Below are 12746 nucleotides of genomic sequence, written 5' to 3' on the forward strand. Positions count from 1 at the left end.
GCTACTGTCCGGGACCCGGGGGTCGCTGCGGATCGCCACGCTCCCGTCGCTGGCGGCCACCCTCCTGCCGCCCTTCGTGCTCGCGCTGCGCTCGGCGCACCCCGGGGTGAGCATCACCGTCGAGGACCGCCTGAGCGAGGGGGTGCTGACCAGCCTCGGCAGCGGTGCCGTGGACCTGGCGGTGACCGCGCTGGGCCCGGACCGGCCGCGCCAGGCGCAGGTGCTGCCGCTGGCCAGGGACGACTTCTTCCTGGCGGTGCCGCAGGGGCACGACCTGGCCGACCGGGAGGAGGTGACCTGGGCCGACCTGGACGATCGGGCGCTGGTCGGCTTCTCCGGCTCCTCCAGCATCCGGCGCCTGGTGGACGAGGCGCTGGCCGCGCACGGCGTCGAACCGTCCGGGACGATCGAGGCGCAGAACGTCGGGTCGGTGGCGGGGCTGGTTTCCGGGGGCCTGGGGGTCGCCGCGGTCCCCGGTTTCGTGCTGCCGCCCCTGGAGTTCGCCCGGTTGCACTACGTGCCGCTGGTGCCGACGGTGAGCCGGCGCATCGTGCTGCTCCGCGATGCCCGCCGGCCGCTCACCCCCGCCGTGCGGACCTGGGTCGACATGGTGACCGGTCCCGGTGCGCCCCGCCCCGTGATGCGCGGCGTCACGTGGGTGGCCACCGGCTGAGCGGCGCCGGTCAGGTGCGCAGGCCGTCCAGGGTCCGGCGCAGCTGCTCGACGGTCTTGTCCGCGAGCCTCCTGAACGCCAGGTGCATCAGCGGGTACGCCAGCCGGGACCAGCCGCGCAGCTCCACCGTGGCGTGGTAGTCGACCACGGAGCCGGTCGTGTCCTCGCCGGCGGCGGGTGCGACCCGGATGTCGTCGACCGTCCGGGCGCCGGCGTTGCGCCCCTCGAAGACCACGCCGTCCGTGCGCAGCTCGACGAGGGTGTACTCCACCGTGGTCTCCCGGCCCAGCACCCTGGACACGTTGCGCCACCTCGATCCCACCCGGACCGGCCCGTCGTCCAGCCGGGTGCACGAGCGGGTGCCCGGATCCCACTCCTCGGCGTGGCCGAAGTCCTGCAGGTAGCCGACGACCGCCTCCGGGGTCGCGGTCACGGTGGTGCTGCGGGTGACCCTGATCATGCGTGCTCCTTGGTAGTGGTCGTCGTCTTCGAGGTGCCCGAGGGCGCCGCCAACCGGGCCCACAGCCCGACCGGCACGAGGCGGGCGGCCTTCATCAGCACCGCCATCCGCAGCGGGAAGACGATCTCGGACCGGTCCTTGGCCATCCCGTCCGCGATCGCGCGGGCGGCCTGCCCGGCGGTGATGATGAACGGCATCGGGAAGGTGTTTGCGCTCGTCATCGGGGTATCCACGAAGCCGGGGCAGACGGTCTGCACCCGGACGCCGGTGCCGTGCAGCCCGGCGCGCAGTGACTCCAGCAGGTTGATCTGGGCGGCCTTGCAGGCGCCGTAGGCCTCCGCGCCGGGCAGCCCCCGGTAGCCGGCCACCGAGGCGACCCCGACGATGCTGCCGTGCCCGCGCTCGCGCATCCCGGGCAGCACCTCGGCGATGCAGGTCGCCATCCCGAGCACGTTGGTGTCCAGGTGCTTGGTGAAGGAGTCGAGGTCCAGCTCGCCGGGGCGTCCCTGCTCCCACAGCCCGGAGCAGACCACCACGGCGTCCGGTGGTCCGACGGCTGCCTCGACCAGACCGGCGGCCTCGCGCACCGCGGCACGGTCGGTCACGTCGACCGGCACGACGGTCATCGTCCCCCCGGCCACGCGGGCCAGCTTCGCCCCGTCCCTCGCGGACACCGCGACCCTGGCGCTCCGGGCCTGCAGTTCACGGGCCAGCGCGGCCCCGATCCCCGAGGACGCCCCGACCACCCAGACGGTCGATCCGAGCAGCCTCATCGCGCGCCTCCCGCGTCCGCCGCCGGGGACCCGGCGCCGGCGTCCAACCCGAACTGCCACACGTCCAGGTGGCCGGCGCGGAAGCCGGCCTCGGAGTAGGCCAGGTAGTACTCCCACACCCGCTGGAACTGCGCGTCGAAGCCCAGGGCGCCGACCCGTTCCGCCCCGGCCCGGAACCGGCTGCGCCACTCCCGCAGGGTGCGGGCGTAGTCGTCGCCCATCCTGCGCCGGCCGTCGATCCGGAGCCCGGCGCGTGCGGCCGCTTCCTCGATCGCCTCGACCGAGGGGATGAGCCCGCCGGGGAAGATGTACTTGTGGATCCAGGTGTAGGCGTGCCGTGAGTCCAGCATCACCTCGTGCGGCATGGTGATCGCCTGGAGCCCGAACCGGCCGCCCGGGACCAGCGCCGCGCGGACCGCGGCGAAGTAGGCGTCCCAGTAGTCGTAGCCGACCGCCTCGATCATCTCGACCGACACGACCGCGTCGTAGCGCTCCCGGATGTCGCGGTAGTCCCGGACCTCGACGGTCACGCGGTCACCCAGCCCCGCCGCCGCGACCCGCTCCTGCGCGAGCCGGGCCTGCTCGGCAGACAGCGTGATGCTGTGCACCCGCGCGCCGCGCCCGGCGGCCTGGATGGCCAGCTGCCCCCACCCGGTGCCGATCTCCAGCACGCGGCTGCCCGCCCGGACGCCCGCGAGGTCCAGCACGCCGTCCACCTTGTGCCGTTGCGCGGCGGCGAGCAGGTCCTCGCCCGGCTGCGCCTCCGCACCCTCGAACCGGGCGCCGGAGTAGGACATGGTCTCGTCCAGGAAGGTCGCGAACAGGTCGTTGGACAGGTCGTAGTGCCGCGCGATGTTGGACCGCGCGCCCTCCGGGTCACCGCCCTCGTCCGCGGGGTGGCTCGGCTCCAGGACGCGCCGGAACCGCTTGAGCCAGCCGGGCACGAGGGTGGTCAGCCGCTCTGCGAGCGGGGTGAGCACGTCGGCCAGGTCGCTGCCCGGTGCGGGCGCCCACTCCCCGGCCTGGAAGCCCTCGCCGACACCGATGCTCAGGTCCGCGCCGATCCGGTCGAAGAACCGCTCGGTCGAGATCTCCAGCCGGGGCGCCCCCGCGCCGGGGGAGCCCAGCACCGTCCCGTCCGGCAGCACCAGCTGCAGGTCGAGGTCGCGGACGGCGCGGCCGACCAGGGCCCGGGCCACCCGCCCGCGCACCGGCGCCCGCCGGGTCCGCTGGACATCGGCCCACGGGCCGTCGGCCCGCTGGTCAGTGCCCTGCTTATCGGTTCGGTGGTGGGTCGGGGTGACGCTCGGGGCCGTGGCGGTCCCGGTCGGCGCGGGGCCGCCGAGGTCCCGCGTCGTGGGGCGGGCGGTGTCCTGGGTCATGCGGGTCTCCTGGTGGACGGGGTCGGGATGCTCGTATGCGGTGAGCTGGGTCGAGGGAACACGGGGAGTCGGCGCAGCCACAGCCAGCTGCCGTGCAGCCGGATCCGGGCGCTGGTCTGGTGCATCACCAGCGGGGTGCGCAGCAGTGCCCTGGCCAGCTCGCGCCGGGTGGCCGGCCGGGGCCGACCGGTGAACGAGGCCGCCAGCACCGGGGCACCGTCCTGGTGGAGCACCACGGAGACGGACACCCGGTCCGGGGAGAGGTGCAGGCGCACGGCATACCGCCCGTCGACGGACAGGAACGGGGAGACGTAGAACTCCTTGGGCACCGAGGCCCGGCCGCTCCGGTCGGGCTCGAGCAGCTGGGCGTGCCGCTGCCCGTAGGTGTTGTGCACCTCCAGCACCGACCACCGCACCGTCCCGTCGGGGGCCACGCACCAGTGCACCGACAGCGGGTTGAACTCGTGCCCCAGCGTGCGCGCGCCGGCGAGCATCAGCACCCGGTCCTCCGGGCCGGGTGCCGTGGCCCGACCCGTGGCGACCGCGAAGTCGACCACCTTGTCCCGGATCGGGCGGGGGTCCTCGGGGTCGAAGTGCCCCCGGGTGGGGAAGGCGGCGACCAGGCGGGGGGACGGAACCTCGGCCAGGTCGACCAGCCACAGGTATCCGGTCATCCCGACGTCGTGGCGGACCGGGGAGAGCCTGCGGTGGGCGACCCGACCGCGCACGACGGCCGGGAGGGCCGGGGGTACGGCCCTCACCAGGTCGCCCCGAGCCGCTCCGCGGCCTGCACGCCGGAGCGGCACCCGTCCTCGTGGAATCCCCAACCCAGGTGCGCCCCGGCGAACGCCAGGCGCGGTCCTCCCGCACCGCGCAGTACCCCTGCCGCGGCGACCGCGACGTGGGTGAACACGGGGTGCCGGTAGGTCATCTCCGCGACCACGGCACGTCCCGGCACGGTGTCCCCCGGGTTGAGGGTGACCACGAAGTCGTCGGGGGAGTCCAGCCCGTGCAGCCGGTTCATCCAGTAGCTGACAAGGACCGGACGGTCCCCGCCGGCGCAGTCCTCGAGCCGGTAGTTCCAGGAGGCCCGGGCCTGGCGGCGGTCGGGCAGCACGGCCGGGTGCCGGTGCAGCACCGTGCGGTTGGTGGAGTACCCGATGGCCGACAGGGCCGACTTCTCCTCGGCGCTCGCGTCGGCCAGCAGGGCCAGGGCGTCGTCGGCGTGGGTCGCGACCACCACCCGGTCGAAGGTGGCGGTGGTCCCGTCGCCGGTGCGCACGTCCACCCCGTCGTCGTGCCGCTCGACGGCGAGGACGGGGGCACCGCTGCGCGCGACCGGCACCCGGGCGACGAGCGCGTCGACGTAGCTGGCCGACCCGCCGACCACCGTCCGCCAGGTGGGGGAGCCGGTGACCGACAGCATCCCGTGGTGGTCCAGGAAGGCGAACAGGTGCCGGGCCGGATAGTCGCGGGCGTCCTGCCCGTTGGCGGACCAGACGCAGGCGACCAGCGGGACCGCGAAGTGCTGCACGAAGTAGCGGCTGAACCCGCCGGCCCGCAGGAACTGGCCCCAGGTGAGGGAGCCCTGACCGCGGGCGGCGTCGCCGGCGTCGTCCGCGGCCACGTCGTCCTCGCCCGCCCCGAGCAGCCGCCGGGCCAGCCGGTGGAAGCGCGGCACCTCGGTGAGCAGCCGCACGAACCGCGGGTCCGCGGCCCGCCGGGGCTGGGCGAGGATGCCGCGCGGTCCCCGGCCCCCGGCATACGACAGACCGCACCCGCCGCAGGTGACCGACATGCTCATCTCGGTCTCCCGGGTCCGGACCCCGAGCTCGCCGAACAACCGCAGCAGGTGCGGGTAGGTGCGCTCGTTGTGCACGATGAAGCCGCTGTCGATCCGCTGCGACCGGCCGGCCGAGTCGGTCACCGCGTGGGTGTGCGCGTGCCCGCCGAACCGGTCATCGCCCTCGAGGAGGGTCACCCGGTGGCTGCCCGACAGGACGTGTGCTGCGGTCAGCCCGGACACGCCGCTGCCGATGACGGCCGCGGTCGGTCGCCCGTCAACCATGCTGCCCACCTCTGATCTGTCTAGGGTTTGTCCTGGTCTCACTCGTGCGTGACGTTGGCCCAACGTAGCGGGTATGTCCAATGTTTGTCTAATGTATGTCGAGGGATGGCTAGGATGTCCGCACCATGTACACGATCAAGCGCGCCGCCGAGCAGACCGGGGTCCCGGTCGCGACGCTGCGCGCCTGGGAGCGGCGCTACGGCGTCGTCTCGCCGGCCCGCACGGAGAGCGGCTACCGGGTGTACGACGAGGAGGCACTGCGCCGGCTGACCCGGATGCGCGACCTGGTCGCCCAGGGGTGGGCGCCCAAGCAGGCCGCCGAGCAGGTGCTGGGCGACGCCTCCGCGCCGGGGGGCGAGCGGGGCCCTGCTGACCCCGGTGACGCCGGTGAGGTGCCGGCCGATGCCGCGGCCCGGTTCGTGGACGCGGCGGCGCGGCTCGACGGGGTGGCGATCGCGGCGGTGCTCGACGAGGTGATGGCCCACGCCAGCTTCGAGGCATTCGCCGACGGGTGGTTGATGCCGGCGCTGACCGAGCTGGGGGAGGCCTGGAGCCGTGGCACGGTCTCGGTCAGCGGCGAGCACCTCGCGGCCCACGCGGTCCTGCGCAGGCTCGCCGCCGCCTACGAAGCGGCGGGACGACCCTCCGCCGGTCACCCGGTCCTGATCGGGCTGCCCGCCGGTGCGCACCACGAGCTGGGTGCCCTGGCGTTCGCGACGGCCGCCCGGCGGCAGGGGGTCGACGTGCTCTACACCGGACCGGACCTGCCCGCCGACGGCTGGGTCGACGGGGTACGCCGGCACGGTGCCGTGGCCGCGGTCGTGGCGGTGCCGATGGGGGTGGACGTCCCCGCAGCACAGGAAGCCGTCGACGCGCTCCGCGCCGCCGACCCCGACCTGCTGGTCGCGGTCGGCGGCGCGCACCACGGTGTGCTGCGGGGTGCCCTCGGGCTGGGGCACACGATCACCGGCGGTGCGGCCCGGCTGGTCGCCGAGCTCACCGACCGGGACCGTGCTGCCGGGGGCCGTGCCGGTCACCGGACCGGTCTCACATCTCCGGCATGAGGACGGCGTCGATCAGGTAGACCGTGGCGTTCTCGGTCTCGACGCCCCCGCAGATCACGGTGGCGTCGTTGACCGTCAGCGAGTCGCCCTCGCCAGCCACCTCGACGGTGCCGCCCTGCACGGTCGTCTGCTCGCCGACGACCTCCTCGGGAGACAGTTGGCCGGGCACCACGTGATAGGTGAGCACCGTGGTCAGCAGGTCGGCGTCGGTGGAGAGCGCGTCGAGGGTCTCCTGGTCGACCGCCGCGAACGCGTCGTCGACCGGGGCGAACACGGTGAATTCGTCCCCGTTGAGGGTGTCGACCAGGTCGACGTCCGGGTTCAGCTCGCCGGACACCGCGGCGACCAGCGTGGTGAGCAGCGGATTGTTGCTCGCCGCGACCGCCACCGGGTCCTGGGCCATGCCCTCGACCGACCCGGCGCCGTCCGGCACCGCTTCCGCGTAGGCGGCGCAGCCGGGCCCGACGAGGTTGCCGCCGGCCGCCATGTCCTCGGTCGTCTCCTCGGCCATGTCGTCCTCACCGGCCATGCCCTCCTCGGTGGCCATGTCGTCCTCGGCCGTGCCGTCGTCGGCGGCGTTGCCCTCGGACTGCTCGTTGCCGGGCATGTCGTCCATGCCGGCGTCGCCGTCGTCCCCGTCGCCGCCGCAGGCAGAGAGGGCCAGGGCCGAGGCAGCGACGAGGGCCAGCAGGGACTTCTTGGTACGCAGGGTGCGCATGGTGGTTCCTTCCGTGGTGGGTGTCGGCATCAGGTGACGGTGACCGTCACGTTGTGCCATCCGGTCGACCCGTCGGGCGCTACTGGGGCCCGCTGGGACGTCTGTGTGTCGCCGGTCCGGTCCGTCGCGCGGACCTCCAGGCGGTGGGTGCCGGGGGCGGCCTCCCACTCCCAGCGCCAGGGGCGCCAGGTATGGGTGGAGTCCTCCTCGGCCAATTCGGCGTCCTGCCATTCGCCGTCGCCGACGCGGACCTCGACCCGCTCGATCCCCCGGGGCTGTGCCCAGGCGACGCCCGCGACGACGGCGCGGCCGGCGCCCAGTTGGGCGAACGGGCCGGGCACGTCGATCCGGGAGGACAGCTTGATCGGGGCCTGCTCGGCATACCCACGGTCGGTCCAGTAGGGGGTGAAGTCGGCAAACCGGGTGACCTCCAGGTCGACCAGCCACTTGGTGGCGGAGACGTAGCCGTACAGGCCGGGCGTGACCATCCGGACCGGGAAGCCGTGCTCCAGGGGGAGCGGCTCACCGTTCATCCCGATGGCCAGCAGGGCCCCGCGGTCGTCGGTCAGCGCCGAGAGCGGGGTGCCGGCGGTGAAGTCGTCGGCGCTGGTGGACTTCACGGCGTCGGCGCCGGCCTGCACGCCGGCCTCCTCGAGCAGGTCGCGCATCGGTATGCCGAGCCAGGTCGCGTTGTCCACGAGGTCGCCGCCGACCGGGTTGGACACGCAGGTCAGGGTGATCCGGCGCTCGACGAGCCTGCGCTCGAGCAAGTCGGCGAAGCTGAGCTCCAGCGGGGTGTCGACCAATCCGTGGATCCGCAGCAGGTAGCCCTCGAGCGGCACGTCGGGCACGGTGAGGGCCGTGTCGACCCGGTAGAAGTCGGCGTTGCTGCTCAGGTACGGCGTCAGACCGGGGACCTCGAAGGTCACCCCGGTCGGCACCGGTGGCGCAGCCTCGGCCGGGGAGGGAAGGGTCAGGGTGTCCCGTGCCCCCGAGGCCGCGGGGCCGGCGCCGAGTCGGGCCCCTGCGCCCCCGACGGCGCCGACCGCCGCGACCGTTCCTGCGGCCCGGAGGAAGGCGCGCCGGTCGAAGCCGGGCGGCACCTCCCTGCCAGCCATGTCGTCGGTGAGCAGCACCCGGGTCCGGCCCGGTGCGCGCTCCGCCCAGGTCTGCGGGACGGGAGGCGAGGCGGTCCTGGCGTCGGTGGGGTGGGCGCTCGTGGGGCGGAGGGTCCGCAGCATCCACCACAGACCCCCGACCCCGACCACGGCCATCGCCACCACGGGGAGCAACCGCAGCGCTGTGCTCGCCCCGGCGGCCCGGTCGGTGAGGACCGGGCGGTGACGCCGGGGAGCGGGGCGCTGACACCCTCCCCGGCCAGGACCCCCGCCGCAGCCGCGACCAGGCCGGCCGCGGCCCCGCGGCGGCGGGCGCCGTGCGGACCGTGGGCCAGCGGTGGGCCGGTGGCGGGGTCGGAGGTGGTCACACCGGGTCTTCGGCGCCGGCGGGTCGGCGGATGGGTGCGGTCCTCCGGTCAGTGGTGCTGGCCAATATCCATCGCCCGGACCCCGGGGCCGCGTCGCGTCACCTTCCTTCGCGGGCACGCACGTAGCGTGGGGGGCGTGACCAGGGACTCGGCGGCTCGTGCCCGGTGGCGGCGTCGCTACCTGAGCCTCGGGTGGGGCGAGTGGACGGCGGCCGCGGTCTTCGCCGTCGTCGCAGCCACCGTCGTCGTGCCCCGGCTGGACGCCCGCGCGGCGCTGGCGCTCTGGTGGGCTCTCGCGCCGCTGCTCCTGGTGCTGGTCCAGGCGGGGGCCTACTGGCTGCTGGCGCGCAGTTGGGTGGGACGCGGAGCGATGCCGCCACGGGTGGCGGGGGCATTCCGGGTATGCCGGGTGCTGGGGCCTCCGGTGCTCCTGCTGGGGGCCGTAGGCGTCCTGGCGAACCACCCCGCGGGAGTCGCGGAGGCGCTCCTGGTGTGGGCGGTCTGGGTGTTCGGCATGGTCGAGTACCTCAACTACTACGTCGTCCGGCTCGCCTACCCCGTGGCCCACTGGGCCCGTGAGGTCACCCGGTGGCGCCGTCCGCGACTGGTGCTCGACCTTCAAGCGGCCCGGGGCACCGACGCCCGCCCGTGACGCAGCAGGGCCCCGGCACCTGGGCGTGCGGTCAGGCTGTCTCGGGTGCCGCCCCGAGGTCCCGGGGTGGCTTGTACCGGGTGTTGCGTCTCCACACCGCGCCCCTGCCGGTATCGCCGGGTCCCGTGGTCCCCAGCGGTTTGCGGAACTCGGGGATGCCGTCACGCGGGTTGAAGCGGATCACCCAGAGGCCCTGGTGGAGCTGGTGGTGGTGGAACGGACAGAGCATCACGCCCTGGTCGAGGTCGGTCGGGCCCCCGGCGGCCCAGGCGTCGCCCGCGTGGTGGACCTCGCACCAGGCCGGCGGTCGGTCGCATCCGGGGGTGGCACATCCCTGGTCCCGTTGGGCGTAGGCGACTCGTTGGTGCCAGTCGAACAGTCGCTTCGTCGTGCCGTGGTCCAGGGGCAGGCTCGTGCCGTTGAAGACCTGCGGGAGGAGCTTGTGGGTGCAGGCCAGCCGGCGGATCTCCCCGGCGGAGAGGCGGACCCCGGTGCTCGTACTGCCGCACCCGGTTCCCGAAGCCAGCTTCTCCCAGGACAGGGAGACTGCGATCACCGCAGCTGAGCCGCCGGCGTGGGCGAACCCGTCGGTGGGCACGTGCTCGATCAGCGCGCAGAAGGCCTGCCCGAGCTTCTGCGGATACGTCCGTTCATCCGGCACCGGACCCGGCTCGCCCGCGCCGCACTGGGCCCGGGTGCGGATGTGGTCCCTGCGCGGAGCAGCGGATGCCTCGAGCATGGTCTTGAGCATCTCGCCCTGCAGGGTCGGAATCGTGAATCCGCCCCGATAGGTCCCGTTGCCGCTGTCGCGCAGCCAGAACTCGGTCCTGGCGCGGGCGCGGGCCTCCCGCGCCTTCACGATCGCCTCCTCGTCGGCGTCGGCCTGCTCGACGGTGCTCCGGAACACCTCACTGATCCGATCACCCCGCCGGCGCAGGTCGCGCAGGCTCATCGTGGGTGCTTCGGCCAACAGGGTGTTCTCGGCCATCTCGCGGTCCTGCGGCGTGACATCGTCCGGGAGGCGGCTGAGTATCCCGGCGATCACGTCGGCCTGGGCCTGGCTGATCGCCCCGGTGGCAAATCCTTCCTCGGTGGCGACGGCCTTCGCCCTCGACAGGTTGTTGCCGAGCCGGACCAGATCGTCGCCGGTACGCCGGTCTCCGCCGAAGTCGGCGCCGAGCATGGATCCCGTCGAGGTCGCCCCGTCCTTGGCGGCGGTCCCCGCCGCGTCCAGGACCCGGGCGGCGGTCATCCGGTGCGCCGACAGTTGCTCACAGACCCGGCTCAGTCGGCCGTACAGGGCCCGGATCTCGGGCTCGGCCAGGCCCTCCCAGGCTGAGCGGTCCGTCGCATGGATCGCTGCCTCCACGGTGTCGACCATGGCCTCGAGCGGGTGGGAGGCCGGCGCCGGTGCGGTGCCGGCGGTGCCAGGGCCCACGTCGAGGGCGTGAGCGTCCGCGGCCGATTCCTCCTCCGACCCGACTGGCTGGACCGCCACCACACACCCCCTTGCCGCGTCCCGACTCCGCCGACCGGTGTCGCCGGAGCCCCCTCCCGAACTGTGCCCCCACCGTAATCGGCCCCATCGAGACGTGTCCGCACCGCGGTCGGAGCCTGTGGACGGTGACGTGCTGTGGATGACGGTGACCCCGCCCGCCCGGCGCGCGGCGGGGGACCTGGCCGCCTGCAGGCCCGCTCCCGAACGGTGACCCGTTGAAGAGTTGTGGCGACTATTGCAGCGAGCGACGCGGGCGGAGCGCGGCGCTGCAGGCGTAAGGCCAGCCTAACCTAACTCGAACGTGGAGGCCATGGTGCCTCGTGTGATCCGCGACTCGGCAGTCGGGCCCGTGTCCACTTCGGCCGATCCGGCTGGTGGCCCGAGGGTCTGTCACCTGCTGGTGACCCCGAGGTCAGGCGGACGACTCCGGGAGACCCCACGCGTCGGCGAGCAGCCGGAAGGACCGGCGGCGCAGCTCCGGGTCGTAGGTGTAGGTCGTGATGATCAACTCGTCCAGGTCGTGTTCGGCCACGATGGCCTCCAACCGGTCCACCACCTCCTCCGGCGTGCCGACCGCGCGGAAGGAGTGCAGCCCGGACGTGAGCTCGAGGACCCCCTGCGGCAGGACGGAGCCGAGGTCCTCGACCGGCGGGTCGAGCGGCGCGGGCTGACCGGTGCGGATCCGTGCGGCCATCAGTCGGGCCGTGCTGAAGAGGAACTCCGCCTCCTCGGTGGTGGGGGCGACCAGGACGTTGACGCCGGCCATCACGGTCGGGCGGTCCACCTGGGCGGTGTCGGCGTCGGCCTGGAACCGCTCCCGGTAGAGCGCGATCGCCTCGGTCATCTGCTGCGGCGCGAAGTGGCTGGCGAAGGAGAACGGCAGCCCGAGCAGGGCGGCCACCTGGGCGCCGCCGGTGGAGGAGCCCAACATCCACAACGGCACCTTGGTGCCCTCGCCGGGCAGCGCCCGCACCTTGCGCTCACCGTCGGGGTCGCCCAGGTAGCCCACCAGGTCCAGCACGTCCCGCGCGAACGTGTCCAGCTGCCCGGACCCGCGTTGCAGCGCCGCGGCCGTCATCGGGTCGGTGCCCGGCGCCCGTCCGAGGCCGAGGTCGAACCGGTCGCCGTAGAGCGTGGCGAGGGTGCCGTAGTACTCCGCCACCATCAGCGGGGAGTGGTTGGGCAGCATCACCCCGCCCGAGCCGAGCCGGATCCGCCCGGTGTGCTCGGCGATGTGCCCGAGGAGCAGTGAGGTCGCCGACGCCATGAACGCCTCGCTGCCGTGGTGTTCGGCCACCCACAACCGGTGGTACCCCAGCCGGTCCACCTCCTGCGCCAGCTTCGTCGACTCGGCCAGGGCGTCGGCCGGGGACATGCCCCGGGACCGCGGGGCCAGCTCGAGGACGGACAGGGGTATGCGGTGGGCAGGGTTCGGCATACCTGCGTCAACAATCCTGTGGCCCGGGTGTTCCCACCCGGTGCCGTCTCACTCGGTGGACGGTTCCGGGTCGGCGATCTCGACGACCGGCTCGACGGTGATGGCGCTGTTCAACGAGTTGGCGATGAAGCACTCCTCGTGGGCGCGCTGGGTGAGCTCCGCGATCCGGCTGGTGTCGCTGCCCGCTGCCAGGACGATCCGGGGGCGCAGGGTGATCGTGCTGATCCGCATCCCGGTCCGGGCCATCGGCATCCGTCCGAGCGCGTCGTCGGTGTAGGCCACGACGTCCAGCCGCTCGCGGGCGGCGACGGCGAGGAAGGACAGCATCTGGCAGCTGCTCGCGGCGAGGACGACGAGCTGCTCGGGGTTGAGCCGGTCGGCCACCCCGCGGAAGTGCGGGTCGGCGGTCAGCTCCAATTCGAGGCCCGGCCCCGCCGTGCCGGTGTGGTTGCGGGTGTAGTGGCGCAGCCCCTCGGCGGTGGAGCCGCTCCAGGTCACGGTCGTCGGGAAGGTGTGTTCGAGCATGGGGACAGT

At 73.7% G+C, this 12746-nt stretch carries 13 protein-coding genes; 3 read left to right on the forward strand and 10 right to left on the reverse strand.

What is annotated here, in order from left to right:
- Positions 1 to 4: 4 nt before the first annotated feature.
- Positions 5 to 673, forward strand: a complete 669-nt coding sequence (locus tag FB467_RS07555; protein WP_141784556.1) for a LysR substrate-binding domain-containing protein — start codon at positions 5 to 7, stop codon at positions 671 to 673.
- Positions 674 to 683: 10 nt separating this feature from the next.
- Here the strand turns inward: FB467_RS07555 and FB467_RS07560 are convergent, their stop codons facing one another.
- From FB467_RS07560 to FB467_RS07580, 5 genes are read right to left on the reverse strand one after another with little or no spacing between them, the layout of a single operon-like run.
- Positions 684 to 1133, reverse strand: a complete 450-nt coding sequence (locus FB467_RS07560) for an SRPBCC family protein (protein WP_141784557.1) — start codon at positions 1131 to 1133, stop codon at positions 684 to 686.
- Entirely contained in the window at positions 1130 to 1906 is a 777-nt protein-coding gene (locus tag FB467_RS07565) for an SDR family NAD(P)-dependent oxidoreductase (protein WP_141784558.1), read from the reverse strand. Before FB467_RS07565 ends, FB467_RS07560 begins: the two co-directional genes overlap by 4 nt.
- The gene (locus FB467_RS07570; protein WP_141784559.1) at positions 1903 to 3288 is read right to left on the reverse strand and encodes an SAM-dependent methyltransferase; all 1386 of its coding nucleotides are present in this window, start codon (positions 3286 to 3288) and stop codon (positions 1903 to 1905) included. Before FB467_RS07570 ends, FB467_RS07565 begins: the two co-directional genes overlap by 4 nt.
- On the reverse strand, positions 3285 to 4049 hold the full coding sequence (locus FB467_RS07575) for a DUF1365 domain-containing protein (RefSeq protein WP_228393334.1): 765 nt from the start codon (positions 4047 to 4049) through the stop codon (positions 3285 to 3287). The genes FB467_RS07570 and FB467_RS07575 overlap by 4 nt, the downstream gene beginning before the upstream one ends.
- A complete protein-coding gene (locus FB467_RS07580) occupies positions 4046 to 5356 on the reverse strand; it encodes an NAD(P)/FAD-dependent oxidoreductase (RefSeq protein WP_141784560.1) in 1311 nt (436 codons plus the stop codon). The genes FB467_RS07575 and FB467_RS07580 overlap by 4 nt, the downstream gene beginning before the upstream one ends.
- 125 nt (positions 5357 to 5481) lie before the next feature.
- Here FB467_RS07580 and FB467_RS07585 point away from each other — a divergent pair, with 125 nt between their 5' ends.
- Positions 5482 to 6420: a MerR family transcriptional regulator gene (locus FB467_RS07585; RefSeq protein ID WP_141784561.1), complete on the forward strand. Its 939-nt coding sequence runs from the start codon at positions 5482 to 5484 to the stop codon at positions 6418 to 6420.
- Here the strand turns inward: FB467_RS07585 and FB467_RS07590 are convergent.
- Together FB467_RS07590 and FB467_RS07595 are read right to left on the reverse strand one after the other, a co-directional pair.
- A complete protein-coding gene (locus FB467_RS07590; RefSeq protein ID WP_425325827.1) occupies positions 6404 to 7168 on the reverse strand; it encodes a fasciclin domain-containing protein in 765 nt (254 codons plus the stop codon). The genes FB467_RS07585 and FB467_RS07590 overlap by 17 nt on opposite strands.
- The gene (locus tag FB467_RS07595) at positions 7168 to 8421 is read right to left on the reverse strand and encodes a molybdopterin-dependent oxidoreductase (protein WP_228393337.1); all 1254 of its coding nucleotides are present in this window, start codon (positions 8419 to 8421) and stop codon (positions 7168 to 7170) included. The genes FB467_RS07590 and FB467_RS07595 overlap by 1 nt, the downstream gene beginning before the upstream one ends.
- A 339-nt stretch (positions 8422 to 8760) precedes the next feature.
- Between FB467_RS07595 and FB467_RS07600 the strand changes: the two genes are divergently transcribed.
- Positions 8761 to 9276 (forward strand): hypothetical protein, encoded by a 516-nt coding sequence (locus FB467_RS07600; RefSeq protein ID WP_141784562.1) that lies wholly within the window; start codon positions 8761 to 8763, stop codon positions 9274 to 9276.
- Positions 9277 to 9307: 31 nt separating this feature from the next.
- Here FB467_RS07600 and FB467_RS07605 read toward each other — a convergent pair whose 3' ends face one another.
- From FB467_RS07605 to FB467_RS07620, 3 genes are all read right to left on the reverse strand, one after another.
- Complete coding sequence (locus FB467_RS07605) at positions 9308 to 10774, reverse strand: HNH endonuclease signature motif containing protein (protein WP_153390285.1); 1467 nt, start codon at positions 10772 to 10774, stop codon at positions 9308 to 9310.
- 412 nt (positions 10775 to 11186) lie between these two features.
- Positions 11187 to 12212: an LLM class flavin-dependent oxidoreductase gene (locus tag FB467_RS07615; RefSeq protein ID WP_141784565.1), complete on the reverse strand. Its 1026-nt coding sequence runs from the start codon at positions 12210 to 12212 to the stop codon at positions 11187 to 11189.
- A gap of 48 nt (positions 12213 to 12260) precedes the next feature.
- The gene (locus tag FB467_RS07620) at positions 12261 to 12737 is read right to left on the reverse strand and encodes an OsmC family protein (protein WP_141784566.1); all 477 of its coding nucleotides are present in this window, start codon (positions 12735 to 12737) and stop codon (positions 12261 to 12263) included.
- Between the last annotated feature and the right edge of the window lie 9 nt (positions 12738 to 12746).

The sequence above is a fragment of the Ornithinicoccus hortensis genome, assembly GCF_006716185.1.
GTDB classification, from domain to species: Bacteria; Actinomycetota; Actinomycetes; order Actinomycetales; family Dermatophilaceae; genus Ornithinicoccus; species Ornithinicoccus hortensis.